The organism is Gordoniibacillus kamchatkensis, from assembly GCF_000829455.1.
GTDB lineage: Bacteria > Bacillota > Bacilli > Paenibacillales > NBRC-103111 > Gordoniibacillus > Gordoniibacillus kamchatkensis.
Window position 1 is genome coordinate 38,276 of sequence record NZ_JXAK01000045.1, and the last position, 23,954, is coordinate 62,229.

Below are 23,954 nucleotides of genomic sequence, written 5' to 3' on the forward strand. Positions count from 1 at the left end.
AGACAACTTGCAAATTCAAAAAAAACAACCCTTTTTCTACTCCAGCATCATCTCCTCGATTTATCTGTTAGAGCCAAAGCTTTGTATGCGACGACGCTTCTGCATCGATCATACCGAACTCGTGTAAGGCGTCCGATCAAACGTCTATTTGCCCTCTTTCCCAAGATCTCGGTCGAACGGGCGGGAATGGATATGCTTTCTTGCTATGGGATATTCGCTGAGCGTGGAGCAGCTCCGCCATATTGATCCCCGCAAACGCAGGGTCGACGACCGGCACGCCAACTTCCGCCGCGACGTCCGGCCCCATGCCGGCAAAGGAAAGGCAGCCGAGAATAAGCACCGTTGCGCCGTCTTCTTCCACACATCGTCGACCTGCTTTTGTCAGTTCTTGCACCGTATGTAAGATGTCTTCGCGCGGATCGCCATATGGCAGCCGAATGCTTCGGACCGAAGCCAGCCTGGAGGCGTCGACACCCGAATAGCGCACCGATTCCGCCTTCTCCGGCGTCCGCTGCTCCGTATTCGTCAGCAAGGAAAATCGGTAACCCAGACTGGCGGCCACGACCATCGACGCTTGTCCGCAGCCGACGACCGGAATGCGCACGGCTTCTCGGCACGCCACGATGGCCGGATCGCTTAAGCAGTACAAGACGAACGCATCGTAACCGTCCCGCTCCGCCGCGATCGCGCGTCTGACGATTTCCGGTCCGGCAAGAACGACGTCAAGCGCCGAATCGATCTCGACTCTCGTTTCGGTTATGCAGTCCATTGAAATATCCGTATCCGGCCGTGCAATCGCGGACAACATCCGTTCGCGGGCTCTAAGCGTCGCATCGTCCATGCCGTAATCGGGATTGATTACCTTAATGCGCATCGGTACGTATCCTCATTCCTTACATCAATTTCTATCCGATATGGTTTCACGCGTACGTGTTTGTACCCGCTTTCAATTTGGGGTTTATTAAGGGTATGTACCCTTTATATTTGTATATCCTATCATCCCATTTTTCATCTGTCAATCCGGCAAAACGATAAACGGTAACACAAAAAAAGAAACCGGCAGAAGCTGCCGATTTCCCGACTTGCATCATTTAATTATGGCCCGTCTTGATGAGCCGGTAGTTTTTGCTCGGTCTCCCGCGCGACGTGTTCGGTACCTCACCGATGCACTCTGCTAAATCCACTTCGCATAAATACGAGACGATCCGTCGCGCGTTGCGCTCGTCCCAGTACAAATACGTAGCCAAATCTTTCGTCGTAAAATCGCTCTTACCCATGCGCCGAGTTAGAGCTTCGATCCGATTGTACGTTTTGAGGCTTATACTGCCTTTCTTCAGCTTCTCCAGCAGCGCCGTATCGTCCATCCGGAACGAGTAAGCCAGCTCTTCCCCCGTACCGACGGACTCGACGACCGTTCCGTTTTCTTGTACGACAACGATTCCCCGTTCCGGCTTCTCCTTCGAATGCTTGATGGCGCTCCACGCATTGATCTCCGCGGAAAATACCGTTTTGCCGTATCCGATGCCTACCGCTACCGATGTATCCGATTCCAGGGCCAGCTGCGTGACGATATTTTGCAGCATCGTAATTTCCCGCTCAATGGCGCCCCGCGTGCTAAAAATAAAATAATGCCCGTTCCCCTTCTCCAGCAGCGATCCGTCCAGTTTCTCGCAAAGCTTAAGCAGCGCCTCTTTCAACCGAAGCTCGAGATATTGCAGATGGTAAGGGCTCTTCGCTTTTTCAACAATTTTATCAAAATTTTCGATTTCGATGATTTCGACGCCTATTTGCGTATCTTTAAAGTAGAGCGCTTTCACTTTTTCACTAAGAATGCGCAGCGTCTGCCGGATTTCGAATAAGCTTGGGTTGATCCAGTAGGCGGGCACTCCTGCCTCTTTCAGCGCCAAATACGTCGCCTCAAAGCTTGTAAGTGCCCCGTCTGTTTTGCCTTCGTTCCACAAGTTTAAATGAAACTCGATAAGTTCGTTCAGCTGCGTGTCCACGTTGAACGTTTTGACGAAAATGTGCTCGGGAACCCGGTCCAATTGCTCAAGCGCTTCTTGCAAATAAATGGATGACAGCTCGTCGATGCTGACCCTCTCGAGAGCTTTGTTCAGATCGGCTGCCATGTTAAGGAAACACTTGTAAATGCCCGACTCCGTCGGCGATACATATACGAGATTTTCGTCGGACTTCAGCGTTCTTCGGGCGAGCTGATACGAGATTTGACCGGAAAATACCCAAATATCGATTTGGTGGTCGTGTTCCTGCACGATCGTCTCGGTCTCGTGCACTTCCTTATAGGGAAACGGAACGAATTCCATCCCCTTTTCCAGCTCTGTCGCTAAATTTATGATGCGATTGACTGTCGTATTCGGACCTATGATGCCGATTTTGTACACCGGTAAAACCCCTTTTGCGAACGAATTGCTGGCGATTTCGATTTTATGCGTATGACCGGCTTCGACAATTTGCATTCATATTGAAATTATTCCACTATCAGGATAAAAGATACTATCATTCATTCTAAAAATCAAGACCGATCTCGGACGAGGGGTTTTTATGGACTTTTTAGGGGACTTTGTGATAAAAAGAAGACTGCCCTTACCCTCATCGAAGTAAGGACAGTCCATCGAAAGTACCCTCTATTTCTTAAAGTCTATCGGCATTTCCTTCTTGTCCTGACCGATAAAGTGATGGTTAGTCGATGCTTCTTCTATGTCCCTATAAGCCCAGTAATTCGTGCCAACATCGGACCAGGCAGGAGTGTCCACGCCGTATAACGGGCCGCGGTTCGCCAGATGATTAATCATCGTGACGACTTCCGCGCGGGTAGTGTTCGCTTTGGGGCGGAATGTACCTTTGAAAAACGCTCCCCGTCAACTTGTTTGCTATACCCATTTTTGCAAATGGATTTCACATCCAGATTTCCCTACTTACATACCGCATTATTGGCCTTATTCCAGCTCTGAACGCCCCCTTTACTCCGAGAGTCTATTTAATGAATTTGGCTGGCGAAACAAATTTTCAGTTTAGCAAAGAGGACTTTTTCCATCATGCCTCATGGCACTTCCTGTTCAGTTCTCCGAGGCAGTGTCTTGTTTGCCGAGACGCTCCAACTCATCCTTTATGGGCGCTGAAGGCTACCCCTTCGATAAACCGTTTCTGGAAGAGGAAGAACAGTACGATCATTGGAATAACGGCCATGAACGCCCCCGCCATCAATACCGGATAGTTCGTGCTGAACATGGAGACCAGTGTGGCGAGTCCCGAAGATAACGTGAGCTTATCCGGCGAACTATTAATAATGAGCGGCCACTGCAATTCGTTCCACGACCAAAGAAGCTGTATGATGACGATAGCTACCAAAGCCGATTTCACCAAAGGCAGCATAATATATCGGAACGTCTGAAACGGGTTGCAACCGTCCAGAATCGCAGCTTCCTCCAATTCTTTGGAAATCCCCAGAAAAAATTGCCTGAGCATGAACATGGCGAACGGACTGACTAAAGAACAGATCCATAGGGCCGTCACCGTGTTGACGAGCCCCCACTTGCTCATCAGCAAATATTGCGGCGTGTAAAAAACAGGGTTCGGCACCATCATGACAGAGATGATGATGAAGAACAGAATCGTCCTGCCTGGAAACCGGATTCTAGCGAACGCATAAGCGGCCATAGAGCTGAAAATAACAGGGAACACCGTTTTCATGAATGCAGTAAACACCGTGTTTACATAGTAATGAGCAAAATCCGATTTCTCGAACGCTTTCGCATAACTGCTCAAATTCGGATGCGACGGAAAAATGATCACCGGGATTTGCGTGGCTTCCGTAACGGTTTTTAAGGAAGTCAGAATCATCCACGCAAAGGGGATGATCATGACGATGCTAGCCGCGATTAGCACCGTGTGAATGATAAGGTTGGAGCGGCGATGACCGGCCCGTTGATTGTTCGTCATTCTCTTCCCCCCTTAATCGTAGAAGACCCATTTTTTCTGAAAGGCAAACTGCAGGCCAGTCAAAATCAAATTGATGACCAGCAAAATATCGACGATAGCCGCACCGTAGTTCTGATCATAATAAACGAACGAATTTTGATAGTACGCATAGACGAGGGAACGTACCGCAGGCAGCGCAACGTTCGTTTTGCCGATCAGCAAATAGATCGAATCGAAAATTTGGGTTGCGCCGATCATGAGGACAACCGTCGTGAAAAACAAGGTTGGCGTAAGCAGCGGCATCGTGATATATCGGAACTTGCGGAACCGCACGGCTCCATCGATTTCAGCCGCTTCATACAAAGCTCTCGGAATGCCCTGCAAGCCCGCCAATATGAGCAGCATATTGAATCCGATCGCCCCCCACACCCCTACGATAACCAGCGCAAACATCGCAAACCTCGTATCGGAAATCCATGCGACATGAGTGCCCAGCAAGTGGTTGATCAAACCGTAATCGCGAGCAAAAAGCACGACCCAAACCATGGCCGCTGCGGCGGGCATCGTCACTTGAGGCAAGAAAAAGATGACGCGGTACGCGGACAATCCGCGAATTTTGGCATTGAGCAGCACGGCAAAAAAGGTAGAGAACAATAGCGTCAGCGGCACGAACAACACCGCATAATACAACGTGTTTCGCAAATCTTGCCAAAATTCTTTATCCTTGAACAGCCTCTCGTAGTTCGCGAGTCCAACCCAATGGTTGACCATCCCGAAATTCTCGGATTTTAAAAAGCTGAGATATATCGAGTAAATCGCCGGCCAGGTCCAGAATAAAACCGTGCCGAGCAAGGTAGGTGCAATCATAATGTATGCCCAGACGTATCTGCTTCTCGAATTCATGGCCTACCTCCCTTATTCATCGGAGGCATTCCGGACCCCCGGAATGCCTTCGACTTCTTCCTATGATCCATCGCGAATCGCTTACTTATTGTTCGCGATCGCTTGATTCATCATCGCAGCCACTTGTTTGGCGCCTTCTTCGATCGAGATTTTGCCGCCCCAAGCTTGCGCCATAATTTCTCCTTCTTTAGGAAACCACACCGGATAAGCTTTCGAACCTGCCGGGTACGGCATCGCATCCGCCGCCTGATCGATGAACACTTGCAGGTTCAACTGCGGTTTCGATTTCACCCATGCCGCTTGCGTATCTTTGAAAGCAGGGATTGCCGCGCCCATTTGCGCCGTGATTTCCGCTGCGCGCTTCGAGCCGAGGAATTTGAGGAACTGCCAAGCTTCGGCTTTGTGTTTGCCCGAAGCCGACATGACGTTGCCGAGACCGTTGATGATGTTGCCGCGTTTTACTTTGCCTTTCGGAAGCGGAGCCCAATTCCATTTTCCTTTGATGATGTCGCTGCCGTCGATATCCGTCGTTCTCCAGTCGCCTTCGAAGATCATGGCCACTTTGCCGGATTTGAACATCTCCGTGGAGTCCGTATCCGTCATTTGCTGATGTGTCGGGGAAGATTTGTCGAGTATCATTTGATAGCGGGCTTTCAGCGCTTCGATCGACGCCGGATCGTCGTATCCGGATTTCGAGCCGTCCGCGGAAACGATGAATCCGCCGTTCGCGAGCATATCGTTCCAGTAGCCGGTTTGCGTATCCATCTTGGCCGCAAAGCCGTAGATGCCTTTGTCCGGTTGGCTCAGCTGCTTGGCCGCTTGCGCCAGCTTCGTGTAGTCCCACGTACCGTCCGGATACGGAATACCCGCTTTGTCGAACAGGTCTTTGTTGTACGCAAGCCCGATCGTATCGAAGTCTTTCGGAATCGCATAGTTTTGACCGCCAAGCGTGTAAATGGATCCTAAGTTCGCCTCGTAATTGTTCAAGTCGATCTCGCCGGCTTTCACTTTATCGGTGATCGGCGCCAGAAAATTGCCGGAAGCGTATTTCACGAATTGTCCGCTATGCATCCAGAACACGTCCGGCAAAGTGCCAGCCGGCGCAGCCGCGGACATCTTCGTCCAGTAGTCGCCCCATGGAATGACGTCGACTTTAACTTTAATATTGGGGTTTTGCGCGGTGAATTCTTTCGCGATCGCTTCCATCGCCGGTTGCTGCAGCTGGTCCCAGATCGTATAAGTCAGCGTAACAGCTTCCTTCGGCTTGTCGGAAGCTTGGCCAGCCGAAGTGGTTGCCGCCTGACTATTGGCCGATGTGCTTGCCGTGTTGTCGTTTGTAGACTTGCTGCCGCCGCATCCCGCCAGAGCCAGAGCGGCGACAACGGCAACACTCGTTGTGGAAATCCAGGCCTTTTTGCGAAATAACACGGTATGTTTCCCCCTCAAGATTCATAATGGATGAACGCAGTCCGAAAAAATTTGCGCACATTTTCTCGGAATTCGCCTCACAAGGCGTCCCTTGTGTTTCCATCATAAAACAGGTTATCCCCCGGCGGAATGCCTCATTTTTAAGATTGAAGCCCGAAAATTAAGATCGGCTTGCAAAACCGACGTTTGCTATCCATAGTTAAATTTCGACAATGAGTAAAATAGATGCGCAATATTTTGCGCAAACGCTTAACTTCCGCTTCGCTCTCACCGCCGGCGCAAGCCGAACCACTGGCGATTACAGCCCGTTCTTATATTCCTGCGGCGTCATGCCGTAATGGTTTTTGAACAGCTTGATAAAGTATTGCGGCTTTTGATACCCGACCTCTTGCGCGATCTGACTGATTTTCAGATCCTTCTGTTTCAGAAGCTGCAGCGCCTTATCCATCCGTACACGCAGCACGTAGTTGGAAAAATTGTCGCCCGTTTCGGACTTGAACAAATTAGAGACGTAGACGGGATGCAGATGAACGTGATCCGCCACCGACTGCAGCGTTACGTCTTTCACTTGCTCGTTGACGAAGTGAATGATCTGCTTGATGAGATCGTTGCGGAAGCGGTCGGACATGCTCCCGCTATACGTTTTCAACTGCTGCAGGCTCTGAAGAGACCATTCCCGCAAAGGCTCGATGCTCCAACCGGCATCAAGCTTTAGCATTTTTTCGGCTTCCCGGCCGAAGATGTCATAGAAGCGCTTGCCTTTCTTATGAACATAATAGGAAAAAGCTTGCAAAATCGTGATGTACGCTTCAAAAACATGTTCTTTCGTTTTGTTTTCCCGCTCGCCAGTCTTCGAATACGTTTCCGATTTTCTCTTCCGCGGCGTTCCACTGCTCGACCTCCAGCAATTGCATGAACGTCGGAGCCGCGTACAATACGGACAAGGGGCGTATATCCTCTACCCTTCGTTCCTGCAGATCATGAAAAAAGCTCTCCGTCTGGAACCCGATGTAATCAGTAAACAGAGAAAGCAAATTATGATACACCGCGGGAACTTCGTCCGGAAACGAGCTCCAATTGCTCATGACCAAAGAAACCTTGATCTTCAAAAATCGTTTAATCTGATACTGCACAAGCCGGGCCAGCCTTTCCGCTTCCTCCATCCATTCCTTCTTGGAAGTTTCGGACGGATGCTTCGGACGAACCAGAAAGACCAGATAGTCATAGTCGTCCTTGCAATGCCAAATATCAAATCGGGGGGAGAAAATCTCGTCTGCGATATTCGTCAATGCATATTCAAGCAGCGACACGCTATAGAGATCCGTTCCGGCAAAATCCTCCTCTATGCGCATGCACAGCATAAGAACCGGATTCAGATCATGAAACGACAGCTCGTACAGCTTCAGCTTGTCGCGAAGCATGGAGAACGGCGGCATTTTGCCGCCGAGCAGCTCATGCAGCAGCGACTCCCGCAGCTTAGGCAAGCTTTCCCGGAACAAATACGACAGCTTTTGCTGATTGACCAGCAATTCTCCTTCTCTTTGCAGATCGCCGATCAGAGCGCGAATCGTGCCCTCCAGCTCTTCATGGGATACAGGCTTTAGCAAATAATTGCTGATGCCCTGGCGAATCGCCTCTTGCGCATATTGAAATTCGTCGTGTCCCGTTAAGATGACCGACTTGATTTTGACCCATTTGTCCTTCACCACCGAAACAAGCTCGAGCCCGCTCATGCCCGCCATCTGAATGTCGGTAACAATCAGATCGACAGCGTGATACTGCAGCAGCTCCAGCGCCTCTTCCCCGGAATACGCTTTATGCACGGCCGAAATCCCCATTTGTTCCCATGGGAGTCCGTTCGCCAAACTGTCCACCAAATGCGTATGATCGTCCACGATCAAAATTTCGTACATGTCCGGTCCCCCCCAATCCGCACCATTCATTGTTGAACAAGCCAACTCAATTCCGTGCACAATCCGCCCCACTCAGACATTCTGAGCGTTAATCCCGATCCCTCGCCGTAGAGCAGCATTAAGCGCTGATGCACATTTTGCAAACCCGAATCGGTTTCGCCGCTCGCCGCATTGCGAATCTTGGCCAGCATCGCTTCCATTTGCATCGGCGCGATGCCCGGTCCGTTGTCCTCGACCGCTATTCGCGCGATGCCGGACTCCACGCTCCCATGGATACGGACGATCCCGTATTGGACCGGCTTGCGGAAAGCGTGCACGATCACGTTCTCGACGAGCGGCTGCAGCGACAGCCGGGGAATGTCCATTTCCAGCATGGACGGTTCGATATCGATTTCGTACTCGAAATCGTCTGTCAGCATCCGGTGGATGTCCAAATAATTGACGACCAGCTCCAACTCTTCCTGAAGCGTAGCTAAACTGCGGCTGGTCTTGGTCGTATAGCGATAATACTTGCTTAGGTTCATCGTCATAGATACGGCCGCTTCCTTCTCGCCCAGTTCCACCATGCTCTTAATATACGCCAGCGTATTGTATAGGAAGTGCGGGTTGATTTGCGACTGCAGCTGTTTGACTTTCGCTTCCTTCGTCCGGATTTGCTCCTTGAGCACGTCCTCGATCAGTTCTTCGATCCTGGCGGCCATGGAGTTGAAGCGGTCGTACAAATAACGGAATTCCCCTTTCGGAGGATTTTTCATCCGGCTCGTGTAAATGCCCTTTTCGATAAAGTTCATGCCCTGTATCAGCTTGCGGAACGGAATGCGGATGCTTCGGTAAAGAATAAAGCTAAGAATGCAGGCCATGAAGAGCATCATCCCGCTGATGATGTAGAACGTCATCTGGTTTCGCTTAATGGGCGCCATGATTTTACCGATCGTACGTAATCCACCAAATACCAGCCCAGCGGTTGAATCATCTCCATATGAACCTGGAACGTGCCGTTCTTCAAGCGAATCAGAAGCGGCTTATAGCTGCCGGCATGCTCGATGAGCTGCAGTTCGGGCAGTATTTCCCGAATTAAAGCCTGATTAGCCGTGTAGTTGTAGATAGGCGAATAACCCGGCTTGTACAGAAAAGGATCTTCCAGTCCTTTGCCCTTGATATCGGATAAATCGCTTTTGATTTCCCCCTCGTCCACTTTCGCGACGACCGTTAAGTCAACCTCTTCTCCTTCGGCAATTTTGGCCGGACTGGAAATCGTTTCAATGAAATAGGCGCCATCGTTCGCTTTCGTCCGGTAGTTCCAGAACCCGTCTTTATCCGGCAGAACGGAAGGCACGGCGCCCAAGCTGGAGTTGCTCTTGATGACCATCCCCGTCTTCGGATAGACGACTGCGATGACCCCTTTCCACCTTCCGTAACCCGCCAGTCGGTTAATTTCTTCGGACACCGTTTTCAACGTGCGGAAACGAAGCAGATCGTCGCCCAGAAGGTCGGGATAAGCTAAATTTCGGACTTCCGTGCTTTCATAAAGCATTTTTTGATAGGAGTCGAATTGAGCGAACATTTGTCCGAGCTGCCCGACGAAGGTTTCAACCTGCGTACGCTTCGCCTTCACGATTTCCTCGGTCAGCACGCGCGAGCTAGTTTGGTTGGAATAGGCGTACAGCATAACAATCGGGGTCAGCGGCAGCAGCAAGGCGATAACCATGTTCGTAAAAATGCTCGATCGCACCTTTATTCCTCCTGACCCGCATGGGACGGCTGGCTCGCCCGGAATGCCGCATATTGCTTCTGCAGCTCAGCCCAAACTTTGTCATAGCCGGCTTTCTTGAGCGCGGCGATCGCGCTGTCGTATTGCTTTTCGTAACTGACGATTCCAATGTTGATTGGAACGAACTTCTCGTTATATACCGCGAGCAATTTCGCGTACTCTTTCTTGACCGGCTCCTGGTCGAAATGAAATCCGAATATCCGCGATATTTTGGCGTTATCGTCGTTTTGCATCATGTCCTGCACGACGGAATCGTCGACACTCTCCGGTGCCATGAAATATTTTTTGTTCCGCCACATCCACTCGTACATCAGCTGATCGTTCGTCAGCAGTTTGATCTTGCCGTTCTCGATCCGGTAATCTTTGCCCTCTATGCCGTAAATGATAAAGTTGTAATGCTCCTTGCTTTGCAGAATCCAGTTCATGAACCGCATGGCGCGTTCCGGATGCCGGGCTTTCGCCGGAATCATATACGCTTCGTTGGAAGGGGCAGCGATATATTTCGGCTTGTCCGGCGACAGATAGTACTCCCTAAGCCTCGCCGCCGCATCCGCATTTTGCGCCGTTTGCAAGTTTTCCATCGCCCGGGAAACGGCGCCGACGCGAAACAGCAGCTTGCCCGCGTTCTCTTGATCGATATTGGCAGCCAGATTGCCCACTAGATTTTTATCGATCAGTCCCATGACGGCCCATCGCTGCCGAACATGCGCCACCTTTTGATAGAGATCGGATTCGAGATAATTCACCAGCTCTCCGGTGTTTTCGTTCACGGCGAACATTTGGTTCTCGTCCAGGAAAGTGAGCGGCCGATCCGACAGCTCGCGCCATAGAACGTCTTGGCCGCGCTCCGTTTCCAAATATCCGTAATAACTCGGGTCCACGGCATGCATGTTGGCGTAAAACGTCTCTAAATCCGATATCGTCCGAATGGCCTTCATCCCGACGGACTCAAGCAAATCCTGGCGAACCATGACCGATGTAAATTTGCCCGCCGACGTAAAGGCTTGGGAAGGAATCGCCCACAGCTTCCCGTCGATTTGATCCAGCTTAAAGTTGTCCGCCGGTATGTTTGCCGTCAGATCCCGCCCATACTTTTGCAGCAGCATATCAAGCGGCTGGATGTATCCTTTCGTCTTGTAGTCCGACACGAACGGCGTGCCGTACCAGAACAAATCGTAATCTTCGCCGGTGGACAGCGCGAGCTCGAGCTTCGATTGATAGTCCGACCACGGGATATAGGTCAATTCCAGCTTCAGATTCAATTCCTTCTTTAACCGTTCGTTCAGCTCGTTATCGACGAACTCCCGCATGCGGGCCGATTCGTCGCCCGGCATGATCATCTTTAATGTAACGAAGGTTTGCGGTACGCCAGCGCCATCTTCGCCTTCGGACGAAACGGCTTCCGAAGCGTCGGGCGTGCCCGCAGCGAACGGGCCGACGCCTTTGCAGGCACCAATCAGCGTGAAAAGCGTCAAGAAAACCATCACCGCGAACAGATGCAATGCTCTACCGATCATATGCAAGCCCCCTCGAATGCCACTCAACAACAATACGATAACACGGCTTGTTCAAATAATGAACCTCCGGTCCCGAAATGCCGGAACCGGAGGCGCAAACGCCGGATATTACGGAAGGACGAGCGTTTGCCCAGGGAAGATCAAGTTGGGATTATGCAGATGGTTCAATTGCTGCAGCCGTTGCCAGGTCGTTCCGAACCGGGCGGCAATCCGGGACAGGTTGTCGCCCGGACGGACGACGTACGAGCCGTTCGTGCCGCCGGACAACGTCACGCTGCCCAGAGCCAGCCAGCCATCCTCATCTTGCTCCGCGTTCGCGAACATGAATTTGTTCGCTTCGGAAGTTATGGCGCTGAGCGGGTTCACGACACGCAAATACATGTCGTAGCTGCCGCTCGCAAGCTCGTCGCTCTGCAACAAGCTTTGGAACGCCTTGCGATTGACGCTGCGATCATCATCCGGCAAGATGCCGCCGATCTTCCAATCGGTCTTCCAAACCTTCACCGTTTCTCCGCCGGATTTCGCCGCCAGCTCCACTGGCCAATCATAATAAAACGGTGCGACGCCGCGGTTTTCAATCTCGGCGCCAACTTTCAGCTTGCCGTCGCTGCCGTCCAAGTAGACTTTGGGTGCGTAGTACTCGTAACCCATGCGGCGCGAGCCCTCCAGCGCCCGCTTCAATGGCTCGCCGTTCAGCGGCACCTGAAATACTCCTTGATTCAGCAGGAAAGAAACGTGCGTAAGCTTCATGCTCGTGTAATAATCCTCTCCTTGATGGCCGTCAATCGGATGCGCCGGATCGTCATATCGCGGAGGGTCGTTGTTCCACATATCCACCTGAATTTCCGGGCGCATCTCGCCGCCCATCGGCCGCGTTTTCCAGAAGTCCGTATCCCCCGCGTTAAGAGTGCGGCCCCAGAAATGCCAATCTTGCCCGCCCATGCTTAACGGCAGTGTTTCTAAAGCGAAAGAATCGTCATGATACCCAATGTCGTAGTTTTTCGTCCGATACGTTTCGTTGGCTGCCGGGTAACGGACGAGCAGCCTCGTCTTGTTGAACGCCCGGTCCATCTCATCCAGCACTTTTTTCTGATTTTGTTCCGACGGCATCAGGTTCGGTTGGCGCACAGGTTGGCCCTGCGCATCCTTCAGGCCGTTTCCGTTCGCATCGGTGACAGGCTCCCAGCCATCGTAAGGGTACGTATGCCACTCCCCCCAAAATCCGATAAGCCCGACCATGATGAATCCGATGCGCGGATCGCCGTCATAGCGTTTGCCCAGCGCGTCTGCAAAAGTTTGGAAGGCGGCATTCAGCCTCGGGTCGTCCCAGTCCGGCAGTAAGCTCGTCGCATGCGTCCCGTTGCCGAAGTCGGAATAGCTGCGGGTTTTCAGGCCGCCATCGAGCAAATATTGCGGAATTCCTGTCGGCTTGTCGGGATAGTCCACGTAGAACCGGAACACCGCTTGATGGCCTCTTGCAGCTATCGCGTTTAATTGTCTGTCCAGGTCCGTCCAATCGAACTCGTTCGGCCCTTTCATGACGCCGTTCAGCGGCTCGTAGAAGTACTCCATGCTGTATGGCATTTGCGTCGCGCGGTTGCGCCAATCGTCGCCCGTCTTATAGAAACCGTCCGACCCCGCATCCAAATAAGGCATGAAGCCCTTCAGCGGATTATCGATCGGAGCAGGTTGATAGGCAAGGCTGCGCATCTCTCCCTCCTTAACCCACGCCGGCGCTTGCGGAGCGCTTGCAGCCGGTAGTCCGCCGCCGCTCGCCTGACCGCTCGACGCCGCTCCGCCTCCGTCCGCCGTTCCGTAAAAACCGACATCGTCGATATGGATGATGTCGCCTGCGTTCGCCGATGGATTATATCCGAACTGAATGCCCGTCAGCTTGTCAGTCTTTAGCGGGGCCGAACATTTGGCCTGATCGTTGCCGCATTGCCATGACGCCTGATTGAACTGGTCCCAGGCGATGTGAACGTACCCTTTAAACCCGGCATCCACGTGCAAGGAGCCCCCACCCAAGGACAGCGGCTTCCAATCCTCCCCTTCTCTCTTTCCTTGCGCCGATCCTATCAGCTTGAAGTTAAACGCACCGTTCGGTTCCGCGGTCTTCAGTTCCATACCGAGATCCAGAGGACGAGCGGACGATTCGTTGTTCAGCCAGAAGGTCACCCCTTCGTACGCGGAGGCGTTCTTGTCCGCATCCGCGATCGGATGCACAATGTTGGCCCAAGTCGCCGACGAATCCCGAATCGTCAGCTTCATTCCTTTGCTGCCGCTCGTCTGATCAAGCGAGATCGCAACAGCATTCGGTTTGTCCGACCAATCCAGCCTCCATGACGCCTGAAGCGCTGCGTCGTCGGCATAGGATTCGAAATTGTCGACTATGACCGAAGCGCCCCCCGCTGCTTCAGCCGATGCCGAACTCGAGATTGGCGCCGCCCCAACGGCTGCAAACAAGAGAGCAAGAATGTGAATAGAAAGCGATTTCAATTTCATACGGCCCATCGAGATCTTCCTCCTCGCTGTAGTTTATTCGAACCGAATCTCGTCGATCCACACTGTCCCGGCGCTGCCATACCAGAACGACATTTGCAGCTGTCCGGGAGAAGCCTGGTTGATGCCGTTCGCAGCCAGATCGATCGCAATATCTTTATAGGAGGTCGTCACCGTATCCCCGCTCAAAGCGCCCAGCGTCTTCTCCACGCCGCCGAGAATGAGGTGAAACTGGCTTTCCTCGCCTCCGGCCGCGCCCTTGATTCGCACGATCAGCTTCGTGTATCCGGCTATGCTTTGCGTGACATCGCTGCCGAACCATCCGGCGTTGTTGTACTGCAGCTTTAAAGCGCCGTTCTCAATGACGCCGGCGTCGTTCACGAAGCCGTTGGCGCCTGTCCATTTACCCAAATCGTTGGTGCCCGGCCATGCCGGCGAATTGTCGAAATTGTCCAGCAGAAGCGCCGTGCCTCCCCCGGCGGTATTCGTCGTCCCCGTTGTCGCATTGCTGGCTGCGGAAACGTTTCCTGCCGCATCCTTGGCTTTCACCGTGTAACTGTAGGACGTTCCGGAAGAGAGACCGTTGTCGGTATACGTGGTTGCAGCGGTCGTTCCAACGTAGGTTCCGTCCCGGTAAACATCGTATCCCGATACGCCCACATTATCGGTGGACGCGCTCCAACCGAGTGTAATGCTGCTGGCCGTAGTTGCCGTAACCGCGACATTCGCCGGAACGGTCGGCGCCTGCGTATCTCCGCCGCTTCCGCCGCCGGTATCAAGTTGGATCCGGTCGAAGTCCGGGGCCCATCCGCTTGCGTTAGAAAATGTAATCGTATTATTCCCTGCACTCAGTTGTACGGAAGTTTGCAGCGTACCCACCTTGTCCCAGCCGCCCGTGCTCGGGAAGTTCAAGCTGATTGCGGAGCCGCCGTTTACGCTCAATTGAGCCGACCTCGCCGCGTCTCCATTCAGATAGGATATTGCCAGCGTATAGGCACCCGCGGTCTGCACGTTGACTCCGTTAAACTGCAGCGTGCCATTGTTGTTGCCGACATAGCCGACTTTCGAACCGCCGGAACATGCGCTGCACGCCGCCGTCGACGCCCCACCGGCAAGCGTATTCCCCGAGGCTTCCGCTTCGTAGGAAACGGCGGTCCCTCCGCCGCCTGTTCCGCCGTCGTATGCACCGCTTTGCAAGCTGTAGCCTAACGTATTGTCCGACTTCAAGCCGGCAAACGCCCCTAAGTTTTGATCGGCGGGATCCATGCCGATGCCCACCTTGCCGATCGGCGTTCTGCCGCCCGTGTAGTAGTTCGTGTTGGCGAAACGGACGCTCGGCTTCCATCCCGCCGGATCCAGAATGGACAGCGCCAGCGTGTAGGTTCCGTTCGGCAAGCTCGATGGTATCGTGAACGCGCCGTTCACCGTATTGGTTGTCGGCGCTTGGTTGTATGAACGGGTGGAACTATTCCATCCCGTGCCGGGCAGCCAATTTCGAATATCCGCTTGGAACAAGCCTTTCCACGCGACAGTTCCGTCGCTCTTCAGCAAGCTGGCCTCGACAGGCCAGTTATAGTAGAAAGGCGAAGAGCCTTTATTGACGACCTGGAAAGAAACGTTCATCGTTCCTCCAGGCGTCACATTGCCCGAGAATGTCGCCTGATTCAGTACGAACCGATAGCCGAGCACCTTCTGCATCGCGGTCGCTCCCGCCTCGACGGAAGAGTTGCTTGAAGTGTAATCCGAAATCCATCCCAGACTGGACGTATGCGTGTTCATGATCCAATCGATGACGTAGTTCGTATGGGACGTATCTCCGAGGGTTCCATCCGGACTGCCGCCCAGATTCGATTGATCGCCCCAATCGTAAGCTACTTCGCCGCTATTGATCTGCGTCCGCCACGTGTCCCGCGAAATTTCCCCGTTGCCGCCGGCAGCGTCGTCCGGTAGTGCGAAGGAATCCCATTGAATGCCGAAATTGTACGCAGTAAACGTTTCAGGGTAGCGCACGAGCACTTTCTTGTTGTGGAACGCCGCCGTATAGGCATCTCCCAACGCCGTCTGGAAACTGAGCGGGATACGGTCTGTGCCGTCGGGAAATTTAAGGGGATAGATGTGGTTTTCGCCCCAATTCCCATATAAGCCGAGTTCGACGAAGGCAACGCGAGGATCGTTATCCCATGCTTGCCCGAGCTTGCCGATGAAAGCGACGAGACGAGATTTCAAAGTATCCGACAACCACTCGTTGACAGGATCGTCGTGCGGCACGCCGTTCGGCCAATATTCCCCGGTCCCCGGATACACGATGACGACGCGCGGAACAACCTTGATATTCTTGTTTTCGATGCCTGCCCAAGCGGTGTTGCTCCAATCAATGATCTTCTGCACCGAATCCGTAGCGTCCGTCTCGAGATCCGTGTACTTGATGTACTGCTTGTAAATATCCGAATACTCGCGATCTGCAAACGAGCTATCATTGATATAACGAGACGGACGAAAGCCCATGATCGGATTTTTAAACGCTTCGGACGATTCCGTCAGATTGACCGTAATCGGCCCGACCGCCGCATGCGCCTCGTTTCCCGATCCCTTTCCCCCTCCGCTCCATACGAACGCAGACAGCGCCGCTGCGCACAGCAAAGGTCCCATTCTTCTTTTCTTCATCCATTCTCCTCCTTGGCAAAATAGTGGATTCTCCCTCATTCTGTCATGAACTCCCCCTCGACGCGATGCCGAGAATTAAAGAAACTTGCCAACTTTTTAACAGAAAAAAAGCAAACCGGCTACGAATGCCGATTTGCTTTGCGAAAGAGAGGCGCTATTATGCTTTGACGGACGCGGGAGCGCACGACTCGCGCTCGATCAGCTCCGTCTTCAGGCTGATGTTGACTTCGGAAATCGTCTTGTTCGTAATGAGCTCGGTCAGCATAGTGACGATTAGTCCGCTGATATCGTAACGGAATCGTCTCACGGTCGTCAGAGGCGGCATCATATATTCGGACAGCTTAAGATCGTCGAACCCGATAAGGGAGATTTCCTTGGGAATCTTCAGCTTCATTTCGGCTAATGCCTTCATAGCGCCGAAGGCCATGATATCGTTAAAGGCGAACAACGCGGTAATCCCGCTCCGCAGTCCGATCAACTGTTTGGCCGCTTGATAGCCGTGTGACGGGTCAAACGCCCCCGCCTGAACGTGCCGATCGTCCCAAGCGAGGCCCAGGTCGCGGAAGGCGTCCTTGCAGCCGTCCAACCGATTCAAGCTGACAAGGTGATCTTCCGGCCCCGCGATCAAGCCGATTGTCCGATGACCGAGCCGGTACAAATACTGTATGACCTCATAGGCTCCCTTGCGGTTATCGTAATCGATATAGTTTTGGACCCGGTCATACCTCCTGCCGTTCGTCACGAGATAGGGAATACCCCGCCTCATAAGCTCGTCGACCAGTTTGTCTTCGACGAAAGGATCGAATACGATCGCAGCGTCGATCTTGTTGTCCGACAGCAGCCGATAAGCGGAGCCGGACATCTGGGCGCCGCGCGAATGTGTTGCCAACAGGAACTGGTGACCGTGCGATTCGAATTCTTCCTTGAGATGGCTTAAATCCGCCGAAGAGGCGGGATCGTTGTCCACAAAATCGTGGACTTCCGGCACAAATACGGCAATCGTATACGAAAGGCCGGCGATCTTGGCCGGCGCAACGCCCGGTTTCAAATATTCTTTGGCGATATCCATCACCTTGCGGCGCGTATCTTCGCTGAAATTTCCCTGGTTGTTGATGATGCGGGATACAGTGCTGATCGAGACGTTAGCCTTGGCAGCAATTTCCTTCAGCTTCATTCGAGCGGCTCCCTTCAGGCAAAAATCGACACACTTTCATTCTAAAATTTGCGCAAAAAGGAGTCAAACGGATTTTCCTTGCGATACCAAGGAAGCCTGGAGAGCGGAGCTGCAACGGACACGGTACATGGGCCCGTTATCCGGCTTCCGTCTTCGCCATTCCACGTGCCTTCCGGAAAACGGATCGTTCGCTCCGACGCGCCCTTCTCCAGAACCGGAGCGACCAATATCGATGAGCCGAGCATGAACTGGTCTTTGACGGTCTCCCAGCCTTCATCCGGAAACTCAAAAGCCATCGGCCTCAACATCGGCTCTCCTGCCGTTGCCGCGGCCTCGGCCAACTGGACGATCTCCGGTCCCAAAGCGACCCGCAAACGAACCGCATCCTTGCAATAGCCCAAATATTCCTCGTCCAGCACATTCCAGGGAGCGGTAGAAAACTGCATCATCGGAAACAGTGCGGCGCATTGCGCATAACGGACAAACAGCTCCGCATCGAACGGCGTCGTCCGCAAGTCTCCATCCCAGCCCCCACCGATCATGTCAGGACAATGAAACGGGTAGCCCATCAGACTTTGGGCGATCGCGTTCGGAATGAGTGCCTTCAGACCGTCCTCCCCCCACGAATGCGGTTTATCGCGCAGCCGCTGCATAAGCGGGGTGCCTCCGGCTTTCCAGCTGGCGCGATATTCGCTTAGCGGATAATGAAGACCTAACCGGCTGTATGCCGCGCAGTCCTCGTTTGGAATGCCGGAACCGCGCCAACGATACCCGGTCGCCCACACGCCTGTATCGCCCTCCGACGGATCGCCGGCATCGAATTTGAAGCCGTCAACGCCGTAGCGGGACACCAGTTCGTCCAGCCTGCCCTTGAACCACTCGAACGCAGGAGGGTATGTATAATCAAGCACTGCGCTGCAGCCGTTCCACCAGCGGCGGAGCGCCATCCGGCCCTCGTTGTCCTGAACGAGAAGTCCTTGTTTATCTAACGCCCTTGCCGTTTGACTGTCGGGACTTACGTAAGGGCAAACCCAAAGCATCACTTTGAAGCCCAAATCGTGAAGCGTATCGAGCATCCGCTTGGGATCCGGAAAACGCTCGGCATGAAATTCCCAGGTTCCATAGTCCTTCATCCAGTTATCGTCGATAATCAGAACGCCCGGCGGAAAACCGTTCCGCAATATCTCCATTGCGTAGGCAATCGTTTTTTCCTGCGTCGGCTCATAGTGCATTTCCATCCATGTGCAATATTGGGGCGCCGTGAATGCGATCGGATCGGGCATGCGCCTTGCGCGGGAAAATGCTGCCGAGATGCTTGACGATAGGCACCAGGCAAATTAGCAAAACCTTCCGAATGCCGAACGATCTCTTCTTCGGATTCGATCGACATGATCCCGGACCGAAACACAAAAGAAAAAGGCTGATCCAGCCAGAGAAACCGGCCACGGTTCGATACAAGAAAAGGCGCGCCCGAGTTTTCGAGCAAGTTCGTCAGATTTACCGCGACGGCATCGTCGGCCCCGCCATAAGGCATTCGCGTCCCGTCGTGCACGGCGCCGCCCCACCAAACTTCGCCGGGCAACAGCTTGATCTCCACGCTTTTTTTCAATGACATCAACGCTCGCTTTCGTACGCAAAAATTTGCGCAAACTATTTATTTATTTTAGAATCACTTGCCCGATTCGTCAATAACATTCCACTGACTGCGGAACCCCCGTCTGTCAGACAGTTCGGACAACTGCTCGGACAGGCGAACCAAGCGGCCGCCGAACTGCAATTGAATACCCCTTTTAACTGTCGTTTAACTAACGTTCCCCGGCAGCTTAAAGCTCATCTTGTTGAAATCGTTCTTCTCTAAAACGAAAAAACCGTCAAATGCATCTTTAAAGCGCATTTGACGGTATCCACACAATGAACGGCAAGCGTAGAACTGACGAAAAGGTCAATTGTTAATCCGGAACAGCTGCAGGTATCCAACCTGTTAGCAGTGCTCCACCCTCCGAGTGGTTTCCTGCGGCAAGTTCGCCTCCGTGTCGCCTTATAATTGATTGTGAAATAGTCAGCCCTAATCCGCTGCCTCCAGTTGAACGATTTCTGGATGCTTCACCGCGATATAGAGGTTCAAAAACTCGATGCAGTTCTTCCGAAGAGAAGCCCGGCCCTGTATCACGTATCGTAAACTTTACTTTGTTACCCTCTTTATAACTTTGAATAACAATTTCACCATAGGAGGGTGTGTGTCTGACGGCATTATCCAAAAAATTGTTCATCGCGCGTTCCAATAGGTGCATGTCACCGATAATGAAGCAGTGGCCCGCAGTATGGCTCGAGATCGAGATGTTCTTTTGCCGAGCTAGCGGACGTAGACTGTCCACCGATTGCTGGATAATGAGTTTTAAATCAATCGTCTTGTTGTGAAGATTCATCTCCACATACTCCAGCTTTGTAAATGTGAAAAGGTCTTCTACCAACCGGTCCAATTGCGCCGATTTCTCCCTACACACCGCCACATATTTTGCTATTTTATCCGGAGATTGGGCAATGCCCTGCTCCAGACCGTCCAAATAACCTCGTAATGCGAAGAGCGGGGTCCGTAAATCATGCGCGACAGCTGCGATCACGAATCGACGTTCTTCTTCCGATTCCGCTTGTTTTTGAAAAGCTTTTTGTATCCCCTTCACCATCACTTCGAATCCATCGCGCACTTCGGAGATTTCGGTGATCCTGGATCTTGGCAACTCCACCTCCCAATCTCCTGCAGCGATTTGTCTGGCTGCATAGCTCATCCTTTCGAGAGGCTTAAGAAGAAACCTTCGCATTTCAACACCGATAATAAAGTAAGCTACCAATAATCCGGCAACTATCGAAATCACCTGAACCGCATTTGACTTCGGAAGATAAATGACGACCTTTCCGAGTAAATGACCGTCCTCTATGACGGAGAACCGTTCGGTTAATGACAATGCGCCGTGGCGCTCCGGATTAGACCGATAAATTTCCTGATCTGACGCGGATAGAATAACCGCATCCATTTTCGCTTGGCGCAACTCATTATGCAATTGGTTTTGCCAGTTCGGATCCCTCCATCGGTCCGAACCCTCTTCGATCAGATGCACGGTCTCGGTCAATTGTTTTTGCAGAATCTCATCTTGCGGCCCGTTCTTTGTGAAGCTGAGCGTTTTGGTCTCCATAAAGTGAGCTGCAACAAAGAAAACCCACGGTACTAGCAGTATGATGAAGAAGATCAGCACAGTAAACGTACGAATGCGAAGTGTTTGCATGTTACCCTCCCTCGAAGCGATACCCTACTCCCCATACGTTGACCAGGTATTGCGGATGATTCGGATCGGATTCGATCTTTTCGCGAAGCCGCCCGAGATGCACCCGAATCGTATGCCTGTCGCCCACCCCATCCCAAAATTTCGAAAGTATTTGTTCATATGAAAAAACATGCCTGGGGTGTTCGGCAAATAATCGCAACAACTCATATTCCCTCGGCGTGAGTTCAACATTCTTCCCATCCACGACCACTTCTCTTGTAGACAGATTCAGCTTCATGCGGCCAAAATCCAATATTCTTTCATTTATTTTCAGCTGAGACGCAGAACGCCGCAATACAGCTTTTATTCTGGCTACGATCTCGCCGGGCGAAGCGGATTTGACGATATAATCGTCGCCACCGAGCGACAGCCCTCGAATCTTGTCCACATCATCGCTTCGTGCGCTCAAGAAAAGGATAGGAACGTTACTCTCCGTCCGAATCCGGCGACATAGCTCAAATCCGTTTTGTCCCGGCATCATGATGTCAAGAACAATACAATGAATGGAACTCTGCTCAAACAAAGCCCACGCCCGAGCGGTATCACTAGCGGTTATAACGCGAAAATTTTCGTACTCTAAAAAGTCCCTCAATAGCTCGACGATACTTGGGTCATCGTCTACAACCAGTATCGTACTTGCATCGCTCATGAAAATCCCACCTTTGCGTCCTAGTTTATCATTTTTTCTGCAAGAACGAACGTAATCCCATGTTTTGTGATGAATTGTTTATAGTTTTGTGACCTTTTTACAACTTCGTTTGAGATATTCGTTTGTTATGATTCTTCTAGCGGACACGGACGGCAAATATCGCGAGTAATGGCTCGTCCTCCGCAAAAGCGGACGAAGGAGGTTGAATAGGCATGGAACACGGGCGGATTCTCGTTTTTTCAGGGCAACATACCGATTTGGTCGCTGCAAATCACGAAACCCATGCGCTTAAATCTGAAATTCGAAGTTACCGTGGGCGGAGATCACATGATCGGGACCGCCAGGGCCGGCATACTGCCGGCATCCAAATTAACAGGCAAGCGAGTTTCTCAGCCCACAAATGGGAATTGGTAATCAAGTGAAGCGCGGGGGTAATAGAATCGCATGAAGAAGCGGAAAACATTATACGGACTTTTAGCCTGCGTCAGTATTCTATTTATCCTCTACGCCTTGGTGGTCAATTATATGATCGATCCCGGAGCCGGGGCATTCTTAAGCCATAAAACCGGGCTAAAACGCGAGCTTAATCTCCCGGTCTGGCTAAACGTTATGCACGTTCACGTTGCGTTTGCCTGCATCGCTATGGCAGCGGGGCTGCTTAACTTTTCCAATCGAATCTTTGAAAACAGCCACAAATTCCATCGCATCAACGGCTACGTTTATTTCGTGTCCGTACTTCTTGTCGTAATTACTTCCGGATACATGGCGCCTTACGCCACCGGAGGAAAAATAAGCAGTATGGGATTCAATGCTCTTAATATGATATGGCTGCTTATTACCATTATGGCACTCGTACAAATAAAGAAGAAACGCATCATCCGGCACCGGAACTGGATGATCCGAAGCTACGCCTTTTGTTTTACGAACATGTCGATTCATCTCATCACTTTCCTTTTTCATCAGGGATTCGGTCTCATTTACGTTACCAGCTATACAATTGGCGTTTACGGCTCCATAGTGCTGCTGCTGCTCATTCCTAACGTCATCATTAGAACGATCGGTCAATCAAGCTAAGCGGAGGGAATTGGTATAATAATGAAAACACTTTTTAGATTACTCATGTCGCTGGCACTAGTTCTATGTCTAGTAGCCCCTGCAGCAAGTGCGAAAACAACGGAGAAAAATGATACAACCAAGGACAAAAGTACACATGTTCAAATCGTATTATTCGATGGTTTCGATCTGCTGGACGCATTAGGACCCTATGAAGTATTTGCTGCGGCGGGAATGTACTCGGGAGGAGCTGTTACTGTAGAATTGGTTTCCGCGGAAGGCAAGCGTTCTGTCCCGAGCGGTCTGAATGGGCCCGCCCTCGAAGCGCAAGCCGCACTGGACCCAAACCGTCCGGGAATTATTTTGGTGCCTGGAGCTTCGGGCAAGCCGGCGGGAAATTCGGAAGATGCCATTCCGAATATTTTAAGGCAGGCTATGAAGACAGGCTTACCGGATTTGTTGAGACAAGCATTTAACAATAAGGAAGTCACTGTGGCTACAGTATGCGGAGGTACATTGCTGCCTGCGATGGAAGGTTTGTTGAAGGATAGGCATGCGGTTACCAATCATATAGGCATGACTGCGTTAGGAGCTCTCGGTGCAATTCCGGTTGAAGCAAGAGTCGTTGAAGATGGTCCTCGCTTCGTGAGCGGGGGAGGCGTGACTTCGGGACTTGACGTAGCCTTGTATTTGGTCGATCGTGAGTTAGGGCCCCAGATCGCAAATGCCGTAGAAAAGTTATTCGAATACGAGAAAAGAGGCACTGTGTGGCGAGCGGAAGGCATCGCGCCGATCGACTTTAATACGAATCCAAAAGCTTCTGAAGAAAAACAACCGTCTGCTATTTCAATGAGTACTGCCGAAAAGTAAAAGACCGATCCGATAATAGCAACAGCGGCGGACTAGGATGCGAAGGAACCAAGGGGGATAACGAAATCCTGATTAAACTTGCTTACGAAGCTTATTCGACGATGCAGATCCTAGCGGTAGATTTCGATGCGTGCTCGTCCGCCTATCGGCTCCCTGCGCGCGGAACGAACCCACGAGTTCTCTCTCCGGGCCCATATAGCAAAGCACCTCATGACATGCAATGAGTGTTTAGATGGCGCTTAAGGGATCGA

General features: G+C 52.0%; 20 protein-coding genes. 2 read left to right on the forward strand and 18 right to left on the reverse strand.

Annotation, left to right across the window (positions count from 1 at the left end; genetic code table 11):
• Positions 1 to 136: 136 nt before the first annotated feature.
• The 18 genes from SD70_RS22690 to SD70_RS22765 form a co-directional block, all read right to left on the reverse strand.
• Positions 137 to 874, reverse strand: coding sequence for an aspartate/glutamate racemase family protein (locus SD70_RS22690; RefSeq protein WP_052487775.1), 738 nt, complete (start codon positions 872 to 874; stop codon positions 137 to 139).
• 217 nt (positions 875 to 1,091) lie between these two features.
• Complete coding sequence (locus SD70_RS22695) at positions 1,092 to 2,402, reverse strand: hypothetical protein (RefSeq protein ID WP_041049993.1); 1,311 nt, start codon at positions 2,400 to 2,402, stop codon at positions 1,092 to 1,094.
• Between the two features lie 243 nt (positions 2,403 to 2,645).
• A complete protein-coding gene (locus SD70_RS36275; RefSeq protein WP_197081118.1) occupies positions 2,646 to 2,813 on the reverse strand; it encodes a hypothetical protein in 168 nt (55 codons plus the stop codon).
• A gap of 307 nt (positions 2,814 to 3,120) precedes the next feature.
• Positions 3,121 to 3,960, reverse strand: coding sequence for a carbohydrate ABC transporter permease (locus tag SD70_RS22700; RefSeq protein ID WP_041049961.1), 840 nt, complete (start codon positions 3,958 to 3,960; stop codon positions 3,121 to 3,123).
• Positions 3,961 to 3,972: 12 nt separating this feature from the next.
• Positions 3,973 to 4,842 carry a carbohydrate ABC transporter permease gene (locus SD70_RS22705; RefSeq protein ID WP_041049963.1) on the reverse strand — a complete coding sequence of 290 codons (870 nt, stop codon included), beginning with the start codon at positions 4,840 to 4,842 and terminating at the stop codon, positions 3,973 to 3,975.
• 81 nt (positions 4,843 to 4,923) lie between these two features.
• The gene (locus tag SD70_RS22710; RefSeq protein WP_052487776.1) at positions 4,924 to 6,270 is read right to left on the reverse strand and encodes an ABC transporter substrate-binding protein; all 1,347 of its coding nucleotides are present in this window, start codon (positions 6,268 to 6,270) and stop codon (positions 4,924 to 4,926) included.
• Between the two features lie 298 nt (positions 6,271 to 6,568).
• Entirely contained in the window at positions 6,569 to 6,988 is a 420-nt protein-coding gene (locus SD70_RS22715; protein WP_156158145.1) for a helix-turn-helix transcriptional regulator, read from the reverse strand.
• Positions 6,989 to 7,079: 91 nt separating this feature from the next.
• Entirely contained in the window at positions 7,080 to 8,183 is a 1,104-nt protein-coding gene (locus SD70_RS22720) for a response regulator (RefSeq protein ID WP_041049966.1), read from the reverse strand.
• Positions 8,184 to 8,209: 26 nt separating this feature from the next.
• Positions 8,210 to 9,103: a sensor histidine kinase gene (locus tag SD70_RS22725; RefSeq protein WP_082053581.1), complete on the reverse strand. Its 894-nt coding sequence runs from the start codon at positions 9,101 to 9,103 to the stop codon at positions 8,210 to 8,212.
• Positions 9,076 to 9,915 (reverse strand): hypothetical protein, encoded by an 840-nt coding sequence (locus SD70_RS22730; RefSeq protein WP_041049969.1) that lies wholly within the window; start codon positions 9,913 to 9,915, stop codon positions 9,076 to 9,078. Before SD70_RS22730 ends, SD70_RS22725 begins: the two co-directional genes overlap by 28 nt.
• A 2-nt stretch (positions 9,916 to 9,917) precedes the next feature.
• Positions 9,918 to 11,471, reverse strand: coding sequence for an extracellular solute-binding protein (locus SD70_RS22735; RefSeq protein WP_041049971.1), 1,554 nt, complete (start codon positions 11,469 to 11,471; stop codon positions 9,918 to 9,920).
• Positions 11,472 to 11,579: 108 nt separating this feature from the next.
• Positions 11,580 to 13,985, reverse strand: a complete 2,406-nt coding sequence (locus SD70_RS38430) for a LysM peptidoglycan-binding domain-containing protein (protein WP_052487777.1) — start codon at positions 13,983 to 13,985, stop codon at positions 11,580 to 11,582.
• A gap of 24 nt (positions 13,986 to 14,009) precedes the next feature.
• On the reverse strand, positions 14,010 to 16,637 hold the full coding sequence (locus SD70_RS39400) for a DUF4832 domain-containing protein (protein WP_052487778.1): 2,628 nt from the start codon (positions 16,635 to 16,637) through the stop codon (positions 14,010 to 14,012).
• 157 nt (positions 16,638 to 16,794) lie between these two features.
• Positions 16,795 to 17,811, reverse strand: coding sequence for a LacI family DNA-binding transcriptional regulator (locus SD70_RS22750; RefSeq protein WP_041049972.1), 1,017 nt, complete (start codon positions 17,809 to 17,811; stop codon positions 16,795 to 16,797).
• 41 nt (positions 17,812 to 17,852) lie between these two features.
• Entirely contained in the window at positions 17,853 to 19,001 is a 1,149-nt protein-coding gene (locus SD70_RS22755; RefSeq protein WP_231571422.1) for a glycoside hydrolase family 31 protein, read from the reverse strand.
• On the reverse strand, positions 18,962 to 19,420 hold the full coding sequence (locus SD70_RS38445; RefSeq protein WP_231571424.1) for a hypothetical protein: 459 nt from the start codon (positions 19,418 to 19,420) through the stop codon (positions 18,962 to 18,964). The genes SD70_RS22755 and SD70_RS38445 overlap by 40 nt, the downstream gene beginning before the upstream one ends.
• A 340-nt stretch (positions 19,421 to 19,760) precedes the next feature.
• Positions 19,761 to 21,092 (reverse strand): sensor histidine kinase, encoded by a 1,332-nt coding sequence (locus tag SD70_RS22760; RefSeq protein WP_041049974.1) that lies wholly within the window; start codon positions 21,090 to 21,092, stop codon positions 19,761 to 19,763.
• 1 nt (position 21,093) lies between these two features.
• Positions 21,094 to 21,780, reverse strand: coding sequence for a response regulator transcription factor (locus tag SD70_RS22765; protein ID WP_041049976.1), 687 nt, complete (start codon positions 21,778 to 21,780; stop codon positions 21,094 to 21,096).
• 444 nt (positions 21,781 to 22,224) lie between these two features.
• Between SD70_RS22765 and SD70_RS22775 the strand changes: the two genes are divergently transcribed.
• Both SD70_RS22775 and SD70_RS22780 read left to right on the forward strand, forming a co-directional pair.
• A complete protein-coding gene (locus SD70_RS22775) occupies positions 22,225 to 22,854 on the forward strand; it encodes a DUF2306 domain-containing protein (protein WP_041049980.1) in 630 nt (209 codons plus the stop codon).
• 21 nt (positions 22,855 to 22,875) lie between these two features.
• Complete coding sequence (locus SD70_RS22780) at positions 22,876 to 23,703, forward strand: DJ-1/PfpI family protein (RefSeq protein ID WP_052487779.1); 828 nt, start codon at positions 22,876 to 22,878, stop codon at positions 23,701 to 23,703.
• The last annotated feature ends 251 nt before the right edge of the window (positions 23,704 to 23,954 follow it).

Excerpts from the sequence above, each read along its gene's own strand:
- SD70_RS22725 (WP_082053581.1), bottom strand. The coding sequence starts at position 9,103 with ATGGCGCCCATTAAGCGAAACCAGATGACGTTCTACATCATCAGCGGG.
- SD70_RS22720 (WP_041049966.1), bottom strand. The coding sequence starts at position 8,183 with ATGTACGAAATTTTGATCGTGGACGATCATACGCATTTGGTGGACAGT.
- SD70_RS22705 (WP_041049963.1), bottom strand. The coding sequence starts at position 4,842 with ATGAATTCGAGAAGCAGATACGTCTGGGCATACATTATGATTGCACCT.
- SD70_RS38430 (WP_052487777.1), bottom strand. The coding sequence starts at position 13,985 with ATGGGCCGTATGAAATTGAAATCGCTTTCTATTCACATTCTTGCTCTC.
- SD70_RS22700 (WP_041049961.1), bottom strand. The coding sequence starts at position 3,960 with ATGACGAACAATCAACGGGCCGGTCATCGCCGCTCCAACCTTATCATT.
- SD70_RS22735 (WP_041049971.1), bottom strand. The coding sequence starts at position 11,471 with ATGATCGGTAGAGCATTGCATCTGTTCGCGGTGATGGTTTTCTTGACG.
- SD70_RS22755 (WP_231571422.1), bottom strand. The coding sequence starts at position 19,001 with ATGGAGATATTGCGGAACGGTTTTCCGCCGGGCGTTCTGATTATCGAC.
- SD70_RS22715 (WP_156158145.1), bottom strand. The coding sequence starts at position 6,988 with ATGCTAAAGCTTGATGCCGGTTGGAGCATCGAGCCTTTGCGGGAATGG.
- SD70_RS36275 (WP_197081118.1), bottom strand. The coding sequence starts at position 2,813 with ATGATTAATCATCTGGCGAACCGCGGCCCGTTATACGGCGTGGACACT.
- SD70_RS22690 (WP_052487775.1), bottom strand. The coding sequence starts at position 874 with ATGCGCATTAAGGTAATCAATCCCGATTACGGCATGGACGATGCGACG.
- SD70_RS22760 (WP_041049974.1), bottom strand. The coding sequence starts at position 21,092 with ATGCAAACACTTCGCATTCGTACGTTTACTGTGCTGATCTTCTTCATC.
- SD70_RS39400 (WP_052487778.1), bottom strand. The coding sequence starts at position 16,637 with ATGAAGAAAAGAAGAATGGGACCTTTGCTGTGCGCAGCGGCGCTGTCT.
- SD70_RS22765 (WP_041049976.1), bottom strand. The coding sequence starts at position 21,780 with ATGAGCGATGCAAGTACGATACTGGTTGTAGACGATGACCCAAGTATC.
- SD70_RS22780 (WP_052487779.1), top strand. The coding sequence starts at position 22,876 with ATGAAAACACTTTTTAGATTACTCATGTCGCTGGCACTAGTTCTATGT.
- SD70_RS22775 (WP_041049980.1), top strand. The coding sequence starts at position 22,225 with ATGAAGAAGCGGAAAACATTATACGGACTTTTAGCCTGCGTCAGTATT.
- SD70_RS22750 (WP_041049972.1), bottom strand. The coding sequence starts at position 17,811 with ATGAAGCTGAAGGAAATTGCTGCCAAGGCTAACGTCTCGATCAGCACT.